Genomic DNA, 19,219 nt, shown 5'->3' with positions numbered 1-19,219 from the left:
GATATATTATTATATAGATTGATACAAACTCATGAGAGCAGTGGGCTGCTTACATACGCGCCTACGCTGGTGGAGATGGTGAAGCAAGGGTTAATAAATGCTGGGTGAAGGGGCGCTACGCACGTACATCAGCAGTGTGCTGCTTACGTACGCACCTACGCGGGTGGAGATGGTGAAGCAGGAGTTAACAAATACTGCGTGAGCGTTTACCCGCGAGGAGATACGAAGAATGCTCGGCATTGGCAGAGAGTTTACCCGCGAGGAGATAACATGAACGGATTCGATTTGATTATCAAGCCGGATGAAGAAGATAGTGATGCTGCCGAAATTCTTGTTGACGGAACAATTGACGGCTCCCCTTACCGTTTTCTTCTTGATACTGGTGCAGCGACAAGCAGTATTACCTTCGACGATTATACATCCACATTCGATTGCATCGAGAAGAGGGACTCATCAGGAGTTTTTGCAGCAGGCCACCTGGAGTTGATTCGGGTCCCAATGATCGAGCTTGGTCCGATCTGCAAACACGACGTTTTGCTCAATCGTGTGGAAGCAAATCACTCTGTGAGAGCAAATTTGATCGGGATGGATCTTCTCAAAGACTCTTGCTGCCACTTTTTATTTGATGAACGGAGGGTTGTCATTCAATATGAACCGGAGTCTAGCTCGCCTTTTCAAGAGCTGATTCTGGACAAGAAGTTTCATCCTTACGTGACTCTTCGGTTCGGAGAGATCGAGGCGGCAGCAGTATGGGATACTGGGGCTGGAATAACCCTGGCAGACATGAGCTTTATCCAAAAGTATCCCGCTTTTTTTCAGGAAATAGGACAATCTCAAGGAACAGACTCAACAGGAGCCCAGGTAGAAACGCCTCTCTTCATTATGACGTCTCCTATCATTGGGAATTATGCGTTTTCGCCTCATAAAGTAGCTGGATTTGACCTGTCACACGTGAATTCCCATATCGACATACCTATGGATTTGATCCTGGGCTATACTACGCTGCGTCAAGCGAATTGGCTGTTCGATTTTCCCCGCAAGAGATGGGCAATTTCAAAACGAGTCAGTGACCAATAATGTCCGCGTCTCTGGTATTGCATTGCCAGTGGGCCCGCTACTTGCGTACGCGGCTACGCGATTGTTACCTGGCTGGGAGGAGGGGGGCCTGCGTGTAAATACCATTGATAGCAGTGGGGAGTGAGCGTTTTTTTGCTGGGCAGTAAACAATACACCCTGCGAGATGTCGAATAGAAACGGTTTGGGCTGCGCCTACAGGCGATTAATCGCCTTTGGACGCGCTAAAGCGGGTCCCTACCAGAATTTCGTGGCGTTTTGCGGGCAAGGTGTTGTCGCGTTTTGCGGACAAGCTGAATGAGGTAGGCGCTATGCTGGTTGCATATGGACCGGAGGGTCAGACGGTGGTGGCGAGCGAGACGCCACTGGAACAATTGCAGGAGTGGTCGCGGGACAGGCTGTTACAGTGCCCCAATTGTCGGGGAGTGGTGCATCTGCGCGGTGGTGGGGCGAAGCGGATGCAGCCGCATTTCGCGCACCAGCGGGGGGAGTGTGCATGGAGCACGGAGGGGGAATCGGTACAGCATATGCGGGGGAAGGCGGTGCTGGCCAGGTGGTTGAAGGGGCAGTTTCCCGAGGCGCAGGTGACGCTGGAGGAGAGGTTGCCAGAGCCGAACCGGATCGCGGATGTTTTTCTGCGCCACGCGGATGGGCTGTGCCAGGCGGTGGAGTATCAGTGCGCGCCCCTGGAGATCGAGGAGTGGCAGATGCGCCACGAAGCCTACCGCAAGGAGGGCATTATAGATACCTGGATTATTGGCAGCAATCGGCGCGAGAAGCAGGAGGCATTCATTGACGCGGTGATACAGATGGCACATGAGGCGTTATTTTTGGATTCGCAGGTGACGCCGCCGCGCACCTGGCTGCGCTGGCCGATTACGCGCCAGGTGGCCCAGGAGTGGCAGAGTCAGGTGACGCCCCAGGCACGGCGTATGCCGACGCTGGAAGGATGGGTGGGGCGGCAGGGTTATGGCGCAACGCTTATAGGGCCGCTGCATGAGATCCGCATAGATAGAGAGGGGCGGCTTCTCCATCCTGTGCGGACCAGGATGGAGGAAAGAGGCAGGCTTCTACAGCGGATGAGCCAGGCACAGGCACCTGAGCCAGGGCTTATGGCGGCCTATTTGCGCACCTATATGGACGAGGCCATTGTGCATGGCATTATTGTGCCCCTACTGAAGTCTTATCTGCTCGATCCAGAACTACTGCAACGCTATAACTATGGGCGAGGACTGCCACAGCGGCCATTGAGCACGGAGGATCGCGCACGGGTGGAGAAGGCTAAGGTCTGGTTGAGAAACCTGGGGCAGAAGGGATATACGGGTGCACGACTACAGGAAATAGCACGTGAGCTGCCTTTTGTGGGGCCGTATGCGGCTTTTGCGAGCTATATGGAGCTGCTGGTGACGCTGGGTGGAGGTTTATCTCAATAATTTTGTGGGTTTCACCCACAAAATTATTGAGATAAAGGCCATATATAAGTTATTTCGCAAAGGCGCGGGATTGAAACTCATTGCTTAGATGGTGCGTTATCTTAGTAGTATGCTTCAGGACTTATTCTGTAGCTTTAGGTGAGTGAAAAGACAGACGTTCATTCATAAGGAAGGATAGAGCGGATATGAATAACTTCTTCAAGGGAATGTTGGTTGGTGTTGGCATTGGTCTGCTGGTCGCCCCTATGAAGGGCGAAGATATGCGGCGCCTGGTGAGTGAGCGCACAAATGAGCTGCGCGGCTATCTCCCCGAAAACGAGCAGCTGACCGTGTACAAGCAGCAGATTACCGACCGCGTTTCGCACACGGCTGACAACCTGAAGGGCTATGCTCAGCAGGCGTCAAGCACTCTACAGCATACAGCTGGCAATCTGAAGAACATTGGCCAGAATGCGGCTTCGGATGTGAAGAGCACGGGCCAGGATGTTGCCAGCACCTCGAAAGAGGCGGTGCGCTCAGCGAAGAATAGCAATACGTATGGTTCGACGCTGGACAACACCAACTACTAAAGAGTTTTTGACACAAAAAAATGGCAGGCGGTTGCTTGCCATTTTTTTGTGTGCTCATCCTGGCGTGACTTCTCGTGCCTGCGGCGCTCGCCCAGGTAAATAATATTGCTGTGTGCTGGCAGCCTCCGGCTGCCAGCACACAGCAATATTATTTACCTGGGCAAGGCCTTGCTCGGATTACTATGGTTGGGCTTTCTTTGGGGGACGAAATGCGGTATAATACAAATGTTCGACTTTTGTAAGTTGGGCGTTGAAAAGGCGGTATGGTTGGGATTGAGAGGGGAGGCGTTCGCGTGATAACGGGGCTGAGGGTTCCAGTTCGTTCTCTCTGCGATGTTGCACGCCTGGCGCTTCACCGGGTCCCGCGCCGCGTGTATTAAAAAAGACATGTCTTACGACATGTTTTAAAACATGCTTTACCATGTCTGTCTGGTGTTGGACATGGCACATGTATCACGGCTTCTGGCCCGTTCTGGTGCTGGATGACGTTCTGAAGATGAGCATTTATGCTTGCAATGGAGCAGGTGTGGGTGCTCATTTTGCGTGTGGTGCTGGGCGTAGGGTGTTAGTGAGAGGGGTTATCGCCAGAGAGGGGGACGGGAGGAGTATTATGGTGCGATAGTCGCAATTTAGTATTTATGCGATAAATCGCCTCACGCACGATTAATCGGGCGCCTATGGTGGTGAGGGGGCAAGAGGGGGCGAGGGTTGGGGGGGATTTGCTTTTTCGATGGGGGGTTTGTATACTAGGGGGCAGGCCTACAAAAGCTCTACTTTCTATGAGATTATTTGCTCCGGATGTTTCCCCAGGCGTGGGTTGGGGGCGAGAAAAAAGGACCGTGCATGCAGCGCAAAGAGCGTGTCTTGGAGGCTCTGCGCTTCCTGTGCACTCAGCAGCGACCAGGTCAGAATAGCGTGCTCAGGCGGTATTCTGGCTTCAATGCGGAAGAGGTTGCACAGCAAGCGGGCATTGATCGGACGAATGCTAGCCGAGATTTGAATCAACTGGCACAGGATGGGATGATTGAAAAGATTCCCGGGCGTCCTGTGCTTTTTGCGCTTAAGGAGAAGAGCGATGCTGAGGCTCCTTCTGTAGATAAGGCTGCATCTGTTGTGGTACCAGCGGCGCGCGATCTGCGTGTAGCAGCAGCCTCAGTGCCAAAGCGGGTGGAAGCACTTCCCATCTCGCCACTCGTGCTGAGTAGGCCGCAAACGATTGTGGCTTCGACGGATCTGGGTGCGGTCATCACTAGCTTTGAGACGATGATCGGGCATCATGAGGGGCTGAAGGTGGCGATACAGCAGGCCAAGGCGGCGATTCTTTATCCACCACGCGGGCTGCATACGCTCTTATATGGTCCCAGTGGCGTAGGCAAGACCACGCTTGCGCGCTTGATGCATAGCTTCGCGCTGGAACATAACGCGCTCTCCCCCGACGCGCCTTTTATCAGCTTTAACTGCGCCGATTACGCAGGCAATCCACAGTTGTTGATGGGGCATCTCTTTGGTGTGGTCAAGGGGGCTTATACGGGAGCCGACCGGGACCGGGCGGGACTGGTCGAGCAGGCGCACCGGGGTATCCTCTTTCTGGATGAAGTGCATCGCCTACCGCCTGAGGGCCAGGAGATGCTTTTTTATCTGATGGACCAGGAGCGCTTCCGGCGCCTGGGCGATATTCGTGAGCGGCAGGCCTCACTGCTATTGATAGCAGCGACCACGGAAGATCCTGCCATAGCCCTCCTACCGACATTTAGGCGGCGCATTCCTATGCTGATTACGCTCCCAGGCTTGGATGAGCGTACTTCCAGAGAGCGCTATGAGTTGATTCGCGCCTTCTTTAACGCGGAATGTAGTAGTATTGGCGCCAACATCCAGGTCGCGCCCCAGGTCTTGCAGGCCTTGCTACTCTATGATTGCCCCGGCAATATTGGCCAACTGCGAACGGATGTGCAGTTGATCTGTGCACGCGCCTACCTGGAATATCGCACTAATAATCAGCATGAGCTTCATGTGCACCTTGAGACGCTGCCAGAGCATGTGCGGCGTGGCCTGTTGCGTATCAAAGACCTCCGGCACGACACGGATGGGGAGCAACCTGTCTGGGAGGCGACGCATATCTTTACACCGAGTGGGCTGAGCCTTAATGGAGTCGGCGAGTCGGCACGCAACCTGTACGATTCAATCAGCACAGGCCTGGCCTCGCTACGTAAAAGCGGTCTACCTGAGGAGGAGATTACCAAGCTGCTCCAGCTTGAAATCCAGCAATATTTCCAGCACTACGCACAGACCGTCACCCAGGAACGTCCCAACCAGGCGGCGCACCTGGTAGATGAACGGATCTCTTCGCTGGCACGCTCCGTCGTGCGCTTCGCGGAGGAAGAGTTACAGCGGGCTTTTCCCGAGAAGCTTGACCTGGTCCTGGCCCTACACCTCTCCAGTATGCTTGAGCGTATGGCCCAGAGGCCCTTAATGGCTGTGCCAGGGATGCAAGCGGTGCGCCAGACTTATCCTATTGAATATGCAGTCGCGCAGGCGGCCCTGGCACGCGTACAAACGGAACTGGGGATTACGCTACCCGCCAGCGAAGCCAATGTCCTGACCCTCCTTTTTACTAATGCCGATACGCTGCTGAGCGTCGAGCACGCGACCGTGGGTATCGTCATCGCCGCGCATGGACGTGGTATTGCCACGGGGTTGGCGGAGCTGGCCAATACATTGGTTGGGGCTGATTCGGTCGCGCCGATCGAGCTGAACCTGGATCAGACACCAGAGACCATTCTCAACCAGGTAGAGCAGAGTGTACGCAAGGCCGACCAGGGGAATGGTGTCCTGCTACTTGTAGACTTTGCCTCGCTGCTCTCGCTGGGAGATATGATCGCCCAACGGACGGGCATCGCAGTTTACACGGTCTCAAATGTCAGCGCACCCCTGGTCGTAGAGGCCTCCAGGCGAGCACGGCGCGGAGAGCATATCGCGCTTGAGCAATTGGCGGCGAGCTTAAGCCAGGTCGCAAGCGAGGAGAAGGTAGGGCAGAATGGCGCGGGGAACACCAGGGGTTGGGCGGAGACGGCACAGCAGATGGAGGAGGGGCGAGGAGATAATTTTCCAGGGCATAATGACTCCCATGCGCCCCAGTCACGAGTCATCCTCTCGATCTGCATCACAGGCCATGGAAGCGCCGTTAAGCTGGCAGAGATTATTTATGAACGCCTGCCGGAGACGCAAGAGCAAGATGTTGAGATTATCTGCATGGACATCAACATCACAGGCAAAACGGAGGCCGAGATTCAACGCCTGGTAGGCGACAGGCAAGTGGTGGGCATCGTTGGCACGATCAATCCACATTTGCCGCATATCCCCTTTATCTCGTTGACCGAGGTGCTCTTTGGGGATGGTATCGCACGCCTACGTACGTTGCTGGGCGTCACGCTCATCGATCCGGCGCTGCTTCAGCCTCAGCCCACGCGCACGACGCCCACCTTCCAGGGAAGGCGCGAACTCTTCGAGGCCATCGCGCGTACCTTGAGTGAGCGTCTGCTCTTCCTGAATCCTGGGCGCGTGCTTCCACTGCTGGAAAGTATGCTGGAGATGATCGAGATCGAGGTGGGGGAGAGCTTTGATATTGATGTGCTGGCGGGCCTGATTGTGCACCTGGCAACTGTGCTAGAGCGAGGCGGGCACCAGGGGCGCTTTCTAGTCAGCGGCGAGGTGCGACAGCGCGTGCAGAAGCATTATCCGCGTGAGCTGGATGTGTGTCGGCGGGCCTGGCAGGTCTTAGGCAACCAGGTGGGGCGGACCCTGCCGGAGGAGGAGGCGTATAATATCGTAGGTATTTTGCGCCAGGTAGATATATTCATCAATCCAAGTGTGTCAATTTAAAAATCAGAAAAAGAAGAGACTGGCCGATGGCCAGTCTCTTCTTTTTCTGATTTGAGGCTCTTTGTATATGCTTTTTGCGTGACTGCTCGCGCCTGCAGCGCTCGCCTATATAGATGGTGGAGTGAGATTGCTGGCAGCCTGCGGCTGCCAGCAATCTCACTCCACCATCTATATAGGATGAAGCACAGTAATACACAGATAGGAGGGGAGAAGTGTGCTATGTGTGTAGCACACTAATTGGCATGAGACTTGCAGTAATAGAGAGTAGGAAAAACAACCTGGTCCGTAGTGTGCTAGAAAGCAACCACCAGGCACCAAACATCCACACGACGTGGCAGAAGGGTTTCGTATGGTTCAAGTCCTGATTGTGTGTAGCTGGGGGATGTCAACAAGCCTCCTGGTGGAAAGTATGCTAGCTGTGGCACAGGAACAACATTTTGCACTGAGCGTTGAGGCATTAAGCGCGGGGGAGTATACGTCCAGAGTGGACGAATGCGATATCGTCCTGCTTGCGCCTCAGATCCGTCATCTGCGTAAGAGCATAGAGAAGATCGCTAATGAGGCTCGTAAGCCAGTCGCTATGATCGAGCCTTTTCATTACGCGACGATGAACGGGGAGGCAGTGCTTGAACAAGTCCAACAGATCCTCTCCAGTGTGGGAGAAGAGTAATTAGATATCTGTATACTTCCTGCCGACCGAAGGTCGGCAGGAAGTATACAGATATCTGACCAAAGATGGGTGTACCGTGAATAGGATAATGGAGCGGATAAGCGAGATTTTTGAGCGCTATTTTGTGCCTCCGTTGGGGGCCATCGCAAGTAGCATCTACTTGCAGGCGATTCGCGATGCCTTCATTATCTTCACGCTGCCACTCATCATAGCGGGAAGCCTGTTTCTCATTATCGCCAATCCGCCCATTGGGGCACTGGCCGAGTGGCTGAAGCCGTACCAGGACGCGATCCTGGTGCCGTATGAGCTTTCATTCGGGTTGATGGCCCTGTTCCTGGCCTTTGGCGTAGCGCATAGCCTGGCGCAGTACCGGCGTACGGAAGCGGTTCAGCCGGGAATCCTGGCCATGGTGGTCTTTCTGATCGCCAATGTGCCGGTGACGGATCTCAATGAACTGAAGCTGGGGCAGATTCTGCCCTCACTGGGGGGTCAGGGTCTGCTGGTGGCTATTCTGGTGGGTATTGGCACCACAGAGGTGGTGTACTGGTTTCGCAATTCGCGCTATACCATTCGCCTCCCCAAGACGGTGCCGCCAAACGTGAAGCGGGCCTTTGAAGCGCTGGTACCCACACTTTTCCTAATCACCGTGATCTGGTTACTGGAGTGGTTTATCAGCTCCCATACGATTATCGCGGATGGGAAGACACAGCAGCTTACACTCCCGCTATTACTCATGGAGGTCTTCAAGCCACTGGTCGTGGTGCAGGATAGTTATCCAGCGGCGATTTTGGAGATCATCCTGATGATGTTGCTCTGGTCGGTAGGCATTCATGGCATGAACATTGTTACGGCAATCGCCCTGCCATTCTGGCTTACCACGATCTCAGCTAATGCCACAGGAGGGCATGGCATCGTTACCGAGCCATTCTTCCACATCTTTTCGCACCTGGGTGGATCGGGAGCCACCTGGCCGCTCGTGATCTATATGCTGCGCTCGCGTTCGTCGCAGCTACGCACGGTAGGCCGCGTCGCCCTGGGTCCCGCGATCTTTAACATTAACGAGCCGGTCACCTTTGGTGTGCCGATGGTGCTCAATCCATTGATGATGATACCGTTTATCCTGGTACCCATCGTCGTGGTGAGCATCAATTACCTGGCGTTCTCGCTGGGACTCGTGCATGTACCGATCGTGATGCAGCCATTCACCGTTCCCGTCGGAATAAGCGGGTTTATCGCCACTGGAGGAGACTGGAGAGGCAGTGTCCTGCAAGGCGTCAATCTCGTGATTTCCGCTTTAATATATTACCCGTTTTTCAAGTCCTGGGAACGTATTCTGGTAGAGCGTGAAGAACAGGCGACACAGAAGGAGGCTGACCCCGCGCGTGTAGCGGTGAAGCCTGCTAAAGTGATGCCTGGCTGAGGCGCCGCGCTGCATAAGCACGCGCTTATATATCACGGTACCGGAAGAAGGGAGGTAATGAGCGGCAGAACGCCTTGTTTGTAAGTGTCCAGGTATGCCTGGATAGGGACTTATCCCAAACATTTATCGTTCGATGATGAACGGCACATGCGAACATTCGATGCTATCAATGAAGTTGGGTTTCCATTGGAAGGGAACCAAGCACAAGCAATTGGAAGGAAAAGATTCAGCGATGAAAGTATTTCGTCAGCGCAAGCCCCTTTACGCGCTCTTCGCCATGCTCGTTTTGACGATGCTCCTGGCGGCCTGCGGCAACAGCAACAGCGGCGACAACACCGGCAGCAACACCGGTAGTGGCAGCACCGCCAACGGCAAAGGTTGTAAAAATGTCGGCGTCCTGCTCCCCGAGACTGCCAGCTCCGAGCGCTGGGACAGCAAAGATCGTCCCCTGTTGACCGACGCCATCACGAAGGCAGTAGGCCAGGCGCCTCAGTTCTACAATGCTGAGGGAGATGCCACCAAGCAGCAGAACCAGGCTGACACCGCCCTGACCAAGGGTGCCTGTATCCTGGTCGTCGCGCCTTTTGATGGTCAGGCCGCGGCCGCGATCGTCTCCAAAGCGAAGTCCCGTGGCGTTCCCGTCATTGCCTATGACCGCCTGATTCAGTCCAAGGACCTCAACTACTACGTCTCCTTCGACAACGTCAAAGTTGGTGAGCTCCAGGGTCAGTACATCGTCGACCACTACAAGGACTACACCAAGAATGGCACCAACCTGGTCATGATCAACGGTGCCCAGACCGACAACAACGCCATCCTCTTCCGCCAGGGTGCTCTGAACAAGCTCCAGCCCCTGGTCGACGCCAAATCATTGACCAAGGTCTATGATCAGTACACCCCAGCCTGGGACAACGACAAGGCCCGCACCGAGATGGACGGCGCCCTCAATGCCCAGAACGGCAACGTTCAGATCGCTTATGTCGCCAACGACGGTATGGCCAACTCCGTCATCGCCGCGCTGAAGGCCAAGCAGCTCAACGGTAAAGTACTGGTCACCGGCCAGGACGCGACCGTTGCTGGCTTGCAGAACATCATCCTGGGCGACCAGATGATGACTGTCTACAAAGCCATCAGCAAAGAGGCGCAAGCCACCGCTGACCTGGTGAAGGCCATCTCTGATGGTACCGACACAGCTGGCGTCACCAATGGCGCGACCACCAAGACCGCCGATGGCGGCTCGGTTCCCTCGGTTCTCGAGCAGCCCGTCGCAATCGACAAGACCAACGTCAAGACCGTTCTCGATGACAACTATGTCACCAAGGGCGATCTGTGCAAAGGTCTGCCCGCGGGTGCTGGCGGCATCTGCTAATCAGCCTCAGGCAAGGAAGAGTGGGTGGTTCGCAAGAGTTGTCCACTCTTCCCCTCTTTCAGATGGTGCGCGATGGACTCCGCGAGGTGAGAGCCTCTAGCGGAGTCTATCCCTGAGTAAACATAATAGTCGAGCAATTTGGGAGGGTTCTATGGCTGATCAAGTGGCGCGGGAGTCATCAGCGGCCTTCGGTGGCAGACCAGCGGGACAGCCGATTTTGCAGATGCGTGGCATCGGCAAGCATTTTGGCGCGGTACGCGCATTAAATAATGTAGATTTCGAGGTCTATCCAGGAGAGGTTGTGGCCCTGGTTGGCGATAACGGCGCGGGCAAATCGACCCTGGTCAAAACGATTTCAGGCGTTCAGCCAGCCGATGAAGGTGAAGTCCTGGTCAATGGGCAACCGGTCGCGCTGAGCAGCCCACAGACCTCCAGCCGCCTGGGTATTGAAACTGTGTACCAGGACCTGGCACTATGCGATAACCTGGATGTCGTCTCTAACCTGTTCTTAGGGCATGAGTTGACCACAGCGGGAGCGCTCTCGGAGATCGAGATGGAGCGCCGCAGTCTGGAGGTCTTGCGGACCCTGGACGTCAAACTGCCTTCGGCACGCGCCATTGTCTCCACACTTTCAGGTGGGCAGCGCCAGTCAATCGCCGTTGCCAAGACCATTCTACGCAACGCGAAGGTCGTGCTTCTCGACGAGCCGACCGCGGCCCTGGGTGTCGCGCAGACCAGACAGGTTCTCAATTTGATCAGGCGCCTGCGCGAGCAAGGTCTGGGTGTTGTGGTCATCTCACACAATATGGCCGACGTCTTCGAGGTCGCGGACCGCATCATTGTCATGCGTCTGGGGCAGCGCGTGGCCACTTTTGACGCCAATACTACCACTAACGAGCGTGTCATTGCCGCCATTACAGGCGCGGAATTTGGCAAGTCAGCCTCTAACGGCAACGGCGTACCGGGAGGAAAGTAAGAATCATGAGCGATGTAGTAGAAAAGCCCAACACCCGGGGCACGAGCGCCGCGGGCAGTGTTGAGCGAGCAGAATATACACAGAAGCGATCCCTGGGACAACTGTTGCGAGGCGACCTCGGTTTTCTCCCAGTCATGCTCACACTTGTACTTGTCGTTGTCTACTTTACCATCACCACGGATGGTCTGTTCCTCAAACCAGCAAACCTGTCGGACCTGCTGCAACAGATTGTCAACATTGGTATTGACGGCCTGGGCGTGACCCTGGTGCTGTTGCTTGGCGAGGTCGACCTCTCGTTGGCAGCGGTGGGTACCTTTGGCGCGGTCGTGACAGGTGTGCTCTCGACCCGCATGGGCGTGGATCCCTACGTCTCGATGGCGGCGGGCATTCTGGTAGGCGCATTGGCCGGATTTATTAACGGTCTCTTTATCGCAGTATTGCGCGTCCCCTCATTCATCGTCACCCTGGCGGGTTCAATCGGGTACGCGGGTCTCTTACTGTACCTGCTCAATGGGCAGTCAACTTTGATCGTGCATGACCCGGTGATTGTCTCCATCGCGGGCACCCCCTTCAGCTTCTTGCCGGACTGGCTGGGAGTTGGCGCACCAACCGTCATCCTGATCCTGTACGCCATCTGGCAGATCATTGAACAGATGCGGCGCAAGCAGCAAGGGTTGCGCGTGAAGTCAACCTTGAGCCTGGTAGCCAACATCGTGATCCCCTTCGTCATCGTTGAGGGCGTAATCGCCGTCCTGGAGAACACCCCAGGACCAGTCAATGGCACCTTCCTGGGAGTGCCAAATAGCGTCGCCATCTTCTTTGGCTTGCTCCTGGTAATGTGGCTCATCATGACGAAGACGCGCTTTGGGCGCCACGTCTACGCGGTGGGTGGCAACATGGAGGCCGCACGTCGCGCTGGTATTAACGTCGTCCTCATCCGTATCGTGGTCTTCACCCTCTGCTCGGCCTTTGCCGCCCTGGGTGGTATCCTCGCCGCTTCGCGCGCCACGGCTGTCGCCAGCGCTGTCAGCCCGACGCTGACCCTGCAGGCAATCGCCGCAGCCGTTATCGGTGGCGTGAGCCTCTTTGGTGGTCGTGGCACTGTCTGGGCCGTTGTGCTAGGTGCACTGATCATTGGTGGCCTGGAGAATGGTCTGGACCTGCGTAGCCAGGGTACCGACATCAAAGAGATCGTCGAAGGTATCGTCCTGGTCCTGGCTGTGACCGCCGACGCGCTGGTACGACGCGCGCAGTCTCGCAGCAGCAGCGGACGCTAAGAAAAAGTTTTTCTAATATGATACGATGATGCGCAGTGGCAGCCAATGGCTGCCACTGCGCATCATCGTATCATATTAGAAAGCGGCAAGAAACTGTGTTATACCTGGCATTGAAGCGTTTTGTGGGAATCTTCTTTAACATCCTAAATGTGGGGCTTGGTGGCAACCTCCCGCCATTTGCCTGTGTCTGCGTGATCGTGGAAGAGGATGGCAAGTTCCTGGTTGTAGAGCGGCCAGAGGACGAGACAGCCTTTCCTGGAGGCTTTATGCGCTGGCGCGAACAGCCGGAGCAGGCGGCACGACGCGAGTGCCTGGAGGAGACGGGGCTTGAGGTCGAGGTGCATGAAATTGTTAGCTATACGACCATCAGTAGTCCGGCCTTCAATCGTCTGAGCACGGTCAACTTGATCTTTCGCGGGAGCCGCGTGGGCGGGGAGCTGCACCCTAGCATCGAGGGGCAGCCAACCTGGTTGACGCGAGAAGAGCTGGAGCCAAGATTGGATGGTTTTTATTTGCATATTTATCAGGATTATAAGCGGTACAGGAAGTAGGACGGTGCGTGGGGGCACGACGCTGCTGAAGCACGCGTCTACATATCAAGGTACGAGGCCTATCGCGCTTGATATGTAGACGCGTGCTTCAGCAGCGTCGTTATTACTTATACGTATTTTTCTTACTAATGGAGTATGAAGAACATTTAAATACTTATTAGCAGAAGGCGCTATATACTCACTATTAGAAAGTATTATAAATTTGCGCAAGCAAAAGGGATGGCTGAAATGAAAAAACGAGTAAACAAATTTTTCTACTTTGGTATGCTCGCGTTTGTTCTTGCCAGTTTATTAGTGATGGGTCCGCCGCCAAAGCATAGCCATGCTGATGGAGCGGACAAGCTTATCGTCATTAGTTTATCGGAGCAGACTCTGTATGCGTTTGAGGATGGGGAAGAGGTGTTTGAGACTGCTATCACAAGCGGACAACCGGCCCTCCCGACACCAACTGGTAATTTTAGCATCTTTTATAAGCAGAGTCCGATGACATTTTACTCGCCCTGGGGCAAGAGTTCGCCCTACTACTATCCACCGACGACGGTGAGCTATGCCATGGAGTTCGCGGGTGGCGGCTACTTCATCCACGATGCTCCCTGGCGCAATGAGTTTGGCGAGGGCACCAATACCGAGCACTACGAGGAGGAGAGCGATGAGACGGTAACAGGCAGCCACGGCTGCGTCAATATGGCGGTAGATGACGCAGGCTGGCTCTACAACTGGGCGCCAGTTGGTACTCCTGTGCAGGTCAAGGAGTAAACAAAAAGACATCGCCCTCTGCGAGAAGCAGTCGAGAGAGTAAGTGAGTGCAGGCTTACGCTCTCGGCTGTTTCATTTTTGGGGAAGCAGATTGTGAAGGCAAGCTTTTAGGCAAGTAGCTGCTATCTATTCAGCTATCTCAAGTAGTACACTTCATTATAATATGTAATAGCAGATACAACATATAATAGCAGATGTGAAATATGTATACCGCATTATGTGGCTTGGGGGAGAGACGATGGATGTTGTAAGCGAATCTTCAGCCGTGAACGATGATAATGCTCCTGGTAATCGAACCTTGCTGGCTCGCTTTATTCCAGGGCTGCCCTCCATTGAGATCAGTACCAACGTCGATCATGAGAAACAGCTCTATCCGCTCTCACCCACTACCCCAGAGATCAATATCGGACGTCATCCCTCCAATGAGATCGTAATCAATCGCCCGACCGTCTCTGCCTTCCATGTACAGATCATTCGTGACAATAAGCAACTGACTTTGATCCATCCCCATCCGAAGCGCCATCACACCTTGAATGGTCTGACCTTTCAGGGCCGTACCATTCAGGGTGATGAGCAGTTCCGCCGTGTATTGCAACGCGGCGATATCTTCCGCATCAGCGATGAAAACGGTACCTTTGTATCGCTGATCTATAATGATGGTTCCGGTGAGGAACAGGAACCGGCTCCACAGATGCCGCCTATTCAATTGGGTGAGCCAGTCATTACACTGGGTCGTGCGAGCGATAACCGGGTTGTCCTCCAGCATCCTCAGATCTCGGACCACCATGCGCGGCTTGAACTGCTACCGGGTGGCGGCCACCGTATCATCGATCTCAACAGTACCAATCATATCTATGTAAATACTGAGCGCGTCCATACGCACCAGATTCTTGCGAATGACGATATCATTCGCGTCGGTCCCTACAAATTTACTTATAGCGGTAATGAGCTGACTCAGCAGGATGAGAGCCAGGGTGTCCGCATCGATGCGGTCAATTTGCGTAAAGAGGGGAACAAGCACGTTATTCTGCTCGATGATATCTCACTGGTCATCCCGCCACGCAAGTTCGTGGCCCTGGTCGGTGGTTCCGGTACCGGTAAGTCTACGCTCATGGATGCGCTAAACGGCTTGCGCCCTGCACATAGTGGCTCAGTCCTCTATAACGGTCAGGACTACTATGCCAATCTGGCAGCGTTTAGTACACAGCTCGGCTATGTTCCGCAAGAAGATATTATCCATCGCGAGCTGACTGTAGAGCGCGCTCTGTACTATGCGGCGAAGCTTCGTCTGCCACAAGACTTTACGGAGGCACAGATCAATGAACGCATTGATGAGGTGCTGGACGATGTTGAGATGCAGTTCCGCCGTGGTCTGCTAGTGAGCAAGCTCTCTGGTGGACAAAGGAAACGTGTCTCGATTGCGCTGGAACTGCTAGCCAAACCCAGTATCTTCTTCTTAGATGAGCCAACCTCTGGACTCGATCCCGGCCTGGACCGTAAGATGATGATGCTATTGCGTAAGCTGGCAGATAAAGGGCATACGATCGTCCTGGTGACACATGCAACGAATAACATCAATGCGTGTGACTACATCTGCTTCCTCTGCCAGGGTGGTCGAGTCGCCTACTTTGGTCCACCGAATGAGGCCAGAGACTTCTTTGGGAAGACTGACTTCGCTGAGATCTATAGCGCGCTAGAACCAACCGAAGAGCATCCGGAGATCCCAGCTGAGGCGGAGACCCGCTTCAGACAGTCGCCCGATTATCAGAAGTATATAGCGGCCCCGATACGGCAGCGCCAGAGCCTCGCGAAGAGTCAGGGGAATCCCGCTGCGAAGACGCTCCAGCCTGCCAAGCGCGGCAATCCGTGGAAGCAGTTTATACTGCTGAGTATCCGCTATCTAGAGCTGATCTATAACGATAAAGTGAATCTGGCAATTCTGGTCCTTCAAGCTCCGATCATTGGTGCACTACTCTTTGGGCTATCGGTACATGGGATGTTTGACGCGAATAAGATCGCGACCTGCGCGACGCATGTGCAACCGGCAGATGTGTATTCAGCACCAACAACCGATTGTACCTATCTGGTCAATTTCTTGAAGGCGCCTCAAGGTCAGCAGTTTGCCGCGAGTAAGAATATGACCGTGGATCAGGTACTGGATGCCGCTATTCTCCCTGTATCGGGTCAGGATGCACAGAAGATCCTTTTCATTATGGCGTTTGCTTCGATTATGTTTGGCTGTCTGAATGGCGCTCGCGAGCTCGTCAAGGAGGCACCCATCTATCGTCGTGAGCGCTCGGTGAACCTGGGTTTGATGCCTTACCTCTGCTCGAAGTTCGTGGTACTGGGCGCCTTTAGCCTGGTGCAGAGCCTAGTCCTGGTTGGTGCAATCGCGCTCTTTACGCCTTATAGCAATAGCGTCTTCTTACCGCCGTTCCTGGAGATCTATATCTCGCTCGCACTGACCGGTATCGCGGGCTTGATGACCGGGCTGCTTATCTCTGCGCTCGTGCCCAATAACGATCGCGCCATGAGTATTGTCTCCCTGGCACTGATCCCGCAGGTCATCTTCTCAGGAACGATCTTTAATCTAGATCAACCGAAGTTCCTCCAGATACCCGGTGCCCTCTTCGCTGCTCGTTGGGCGATGGCGGCCATGGGTACTACCGCTGGTATTCATGCCAACAAGGTTGAAGCTGACAACTTCTCGTTTGTCAGTACGATCTTCTCAAGTGTCAATGGTAATATGCGTGCTCAGGCCTTGCAACATCTACTGCTCTGCTGGGGAGTATTGGTAGTTATCACCGTTGTGCAGGCGCGGATCATCGCCTGGTGTGTCAAGCGAAAAGATATCCGCCATTAATGGTCTTTGCTCTGCTTGATTGGTTGGGTTAAGTATATTACTACAAAAGCGGCCAAGCAAGCAAAAGTGCATTTGGAAAGCCGTAGCAAGCGGTATTATAACCGATGGTTTTGCAGATGTGAGGAAGTATAGTTTTGCAGAATCTGCAAAACCTATGGGTAAAATGACTGTAACTTTACCCATGGTTTTGCAGGCGAGGGGAAGCATAGTTTTGCAGAAATTTACGAGGACCTGAGCTCGTATAGGACGCTCAGTTCTCATGGCTTTCCGCGTCTTTATAATTGGCGGTCAAATTGAGGAAGCATAGTTTTGCAGAAAAACTTCAGGCATAGTGAATACACACGCCATTCCGCCTTCCAACTTGAGCTTCGCCCGCTGAGTTCCCGCGTTTCCCAGACGCGGGAAGATGGAGGAAAAATCGGACTTCCGCACGCGTGGGCGCGGCCGCCTGCTCAACCCGGTGAAAAGCCGATGCGTTTCGCTCAGGAGCAGCCGAGAGTCCAACCGGTAGAGACCCCGAAGCGCCTCTGAGGCCGGTGACGTAGCGATCGGTACTGGTAGGGGGGGACAGCCCGACCAGCGCGTAGGGAAGCCATCCGGGATCGCTCCTCGCCGATGCCGCTCCCCCAATCCGGAGGCCCGCCTCCTCCCAGAGAGCTAGGAGCCCGACCGCCCGCGGCGGCATACCTCGCTCCCTGCTCGCTCAGGGCGAGCCCCTGCCGTATGCGGCGCGCAACGTCACGGGTGTAGGCTGCTGGCTCAGCCTGTTCCTCCTGGAGCACGTCCTCGGTGTACAGATACAATTGGAGGGCCTCTCGGCGCCTCCCCTGCCGCGCCAGCATGGTCATCAGCCGACACAGGGCGTCTTCGTCGGTCGGGTTTTCCTCCAGAGCGGCGAAGAGCCACTCCTCAGCCAACGACACCTGCCCGTCTTCAAGGTAGAGATCCACCAGCTTGAAGAGCGCACGATGCCTGGCCCCGTTGACCGTGTGCCTGCGACCTTGCGCCCACTCAGCGTACAGGTCGTCCTCGAGAAACTCCCCCCTGGCGAGGGCCAGCGCGTCTTCGAGCAAAGGGATAGGGCTCTGCCCCCGGTGTTCGACCCGCATCGCGCCCGACACCTGCGAGAGGAAAGCGTCGGCGTCAACCCAGAGGCGGTGTTGCCCCGGTAGTTTGAGCGCCGTTTCACCGCCGCTGCGCAGCGTGAGCAGCATGACTCCAGAATCGCCCGCGCGCAAAATGTGCCTGCGGAGTACAGAGGTGGCCGAATCGAGCGCGTGCGCGGCGTTGATCGCCTCGTGGTCGGGCCAGATCGCCTCGATGAGCTCGCTGCGGAGGGCCCGACGCTGCGCGCGGCAGAGCAGCACCTTCAGCAGGGTCATAGCTGGCCCGCGGTTCCCCCACTCGCTTCGCGCCACTCGCACGTACCGAGGCGGGTCTCCCTGATCTCCCGGCACGAGCCGCTCGAGGGCGAATTCGCCGAGCGTAGTGATCCGCATCAGTGGAAGCTCGGCGCGGCTGAGCTCGTCAGTTTCATGCATTACCCGCATATCTCCTCCTGTGCTGCCTGAACCATGGCGATCCATGGGAAACCTGCCGCCCCGAAAGGGCTCCCCTTCAGCTCCACGGCGCACCGGTTCCCTACCAGATTATAGCAGGGAGGCCCCGCGCCGCTATGAGGATGTCGTGATCCTTCGTGAGCTAACCGTGAAAGGGGCCTTCACCGGTCCACGCTCTTCCTCTCCCTGCCTATTCTTAGGCAACCACGAAAGGGCGGAAGGAAAGTTCCCCCCACTCATGCTCCGGGCGGTCTCCGCTGTTGCCAGATGCCGTGAGAGAGCTGTGAGGTAACCGCCTTTCCTCGGTGAATGCCAATGGGGAGGCCATGAGGGAGGGATGCTATGGTAGCCATGGAGGCCTGGGGCGACAACAAAGAGAGAGCCAGGGGGAGTAGCAATGGAGAGGCAATTACGGATCATGGTGTTGGATACCTCGGCTACTTCGCGCAAGATCCTCGAGGTAATCGTCAGCCGCGAGGGACACGAAGTAGTCTGCTTCGGCGACCCGCTGGAGGCGCTACGCTTTCTCGGCCGCTACGGTCCCGCTGACTTGCTCTTCCTGGGCATGGACCTCCCCAAAGTGGACGGTTTCGGCGTACTGAAGCACCTCAGGGGCGAGCCCCTCTTGCGCTCTATGGTTCCCATCGTCCTCCTCAGCAGTCGCGACGGGATTCTGCGCCGCGTCAGAGCCCGCCTTTCGGGCGCCCAGCGGGTGGTGAGGAAGCCCCTAGTGCAGTCGCGGATCGTTTCCCTGGTTTGCGAGTACCAGCGTTGGAGCGCGCCTGTTAGTAGTCGGGCCGCTCAAAAAGGGTAGGAAGGAGCC

At 55.4% G+C, this 19,219-nt stretch carries 14 protein-coding genes; 13 read left to right on the top strand and 1 reads right to left on the bottom strand.

From position 1 onward, the window contains the following. Window positions 1-270: 270 nt before the first annotated feature. The 12 genes from JMJ04_RS17690 to JMJ04_RS17635 all read left to right on the top strand — a co-directional run bounded on the left by JMJ04_RS17690 (window position 271) and on the right by JMJ04_RS17635 (window position 16,837). Entirely contained in the window at window positions 271-1,077 is an 807-nt protein-coding gene (locus JMJ04_RS17690) for a retropepsin-like aspartic protease (protein ID WP_201371765.1), read from the top strand. A gap of 308 nt (window positions 1,078-1,385) precedes the next feature. Continuing rightward, the gene (locus JMJ04_RS17685) at window positions 1,386-2,507 is read left to right on the top strand and encodes a competence protein CoiA (protein WP_201371764.1); all 1,122 of its coding nucleotides are present in this window, start codon (window positions 1,386-1,388) and stop codon (window positions 2,505-2,507) included. 185 nt (window positions 2,508-2,692) lie between these two features. Next, window positions 2,693-3,076, top strand: a complete 384-nt coding sequence (locus JMJ04_RS17680) for a YtxH domain-containing protein (protein ID WP_201371763.1) — start codon at window positions 2,693-2,695, stop codon at window positions 3,074-3,076. 843 nt (window positions 3,077-3,919) lie between these two features. Continuing rightward, window positions 3,920-6,955 (top strand): sigma-54-dependent transcriptional regulator, encoded by a 3,036-nt coding sequence (locus tag JMJ04_RS17675; RefSeq protein ID WP_201371762.1) that lies wholly within the window; start codon window positions 3,920-3,922, stop codon window positions 6,953-6,955. 349 nt (window positions 6,956-7,304) lie between these two features. Continuing rightward, on the top strand, window positions 7,305-7,625 hold the full coding sequence (locus JMJ04_RS17670) for a PTS sugar transporter subunit IIB (RefSeq protein ID WP_201371761.1): 321 nt from the start codon (window positions 7,305-7,307) through the stop codon (window positions 7,623-7,625). Between the two features lie 88 nt (window positions 7,626-7,713). Continuing rightward, complete coding sequence (locus JMJ04_RS17665; protein ID WP_420799484.1) at window positions 7,714-9,045, top strand: PTS sugar transporter subunit IIC; 1,332 nt, start codon at window positions 7,714-7,716, stop codon at window positions 9,043-9,045. A gap of 232 nt (window positions 9,046-9,277) precedes the next feature. Continuing rightward, window positions 9,278-10,414, top strand: coding sequence for a sugar ABC transporter substrate-binding protein (locus tag JMJ04_RS17660; protein ID WP_236038058.1), 1,137 nt, complete (start codon window positions 9,278-9,280; stop codon window positions 10,412-10,414). Window positions 10,415-10,565: 151 nt separating this feature from the next. Beyond that, on the top strand, window positions 10,566-11,390 hold the full coding sequence (locus JMJ04_RS17655; RefSeq protein ID WP_201371758.1) for an ATP-binding cassette domain-containing protein: 825 nt from the start codon (window positions 10,566-10,568) through the stop codon (window positions 11,388-11,390). A gap of 5 nt (window positions 11,391-11,395) precedes the next feature. Next, on the top strand, window positions 11,396-12,667 hold the full coding sequence (locus JMJ04_RS17650; protein ID WP_201371757.1) for a sugar ABC transporter permease: 1,272 nt from the start codon (window positions 11,396-11,398) through the stop codon (window positions 12,665-12,667). Between the two features lie 95 nt (window positions 12,668-12,762). Further along, on the top strand, window positions 12,763-13,218 hold the full coding sequence (locus JMJ04_RS17645) for an NUDIX hydrolase (RefSeq protein ID WP_201371756.1): 456 nt from the start codon (window positions 12,763-12,765) through the stop codon (window positions 13,216-13,218). A 228-nt stretch (window positions 13,219-13,446) separates the two neighbouring features. Then, on the top strand, window positions 13,447-13,974 hold the full coding sequence (locus JMJ04_RS17640) for a L,D-transpeptidase (RefSeq protein WP_201371755.1): 528 nt from the start codon (window positions 13,447-13,449) through the stop codon (window positions 13,972-13,974). Between the two features lie 238 nt (window positions 13,975-14,212). After that, window positions 14,213-16,837 (top strand): ATP-binding cassette domain-containing protein, encoded by a 2,625-nt coding sequence (locus tag JMJ04_RS17635; protein WP_236038056.1) that lies wholly within the window; start codon window positions 14,213-14,215, stop codon window positions 16,835-16,837. Window positions 16,838-17,319: 482 nt separating this feature from the next. Here JMJ04_RS17635 and JMJ04_RS46575 read toward each other — a convergent pair whose 3' ends face one another. After that, window positions 17,320-17,946: an AfsR/SARP family transcriptional regulator gene (locus tag JMJ04_RS46575; protein ID WP_236038171.1), complete on the bottom strand. Its 627-nt coding sequence runs from the start codon at window positions 17,944-17,946 to the stop codon at window positions 17,320-17,322. A gap of 847 nt (window positions 17,947-18,793) precedes the next feature. On the opposite strand from JMJ04_RS46575, the gene JMJ04_RS17625 reads away from it, so the two are divergent. After that, the gene (locus JMJ04_RS17625; RefSeq protein ID WP_201371753.1) at window positions 18,794-19,210 is read left to right on the top strand and encodes a response regulator; all 417 of its coding nucleotides are present in this window, start codon (window positions 18,794-18,796) and stop codon (window positions 19,208-19,210) included. Window positions 19,211-19,219 lie beyond the last annotated feature (9 nt).

This window comes from Ktedonobacter robiniae, from assembly GCF_016587375.1.
Taxonomy (GTDB): Bacteria; Chloroflexota; Ktedonobacteria; order Ktedonobacterales; family Ktedonobacteraceae; genus Ktedonobacter; species Ktedonobacter robiniae.
This window is presented reverse-complemented; position numbering and strand designations above follow the sequence as displayed.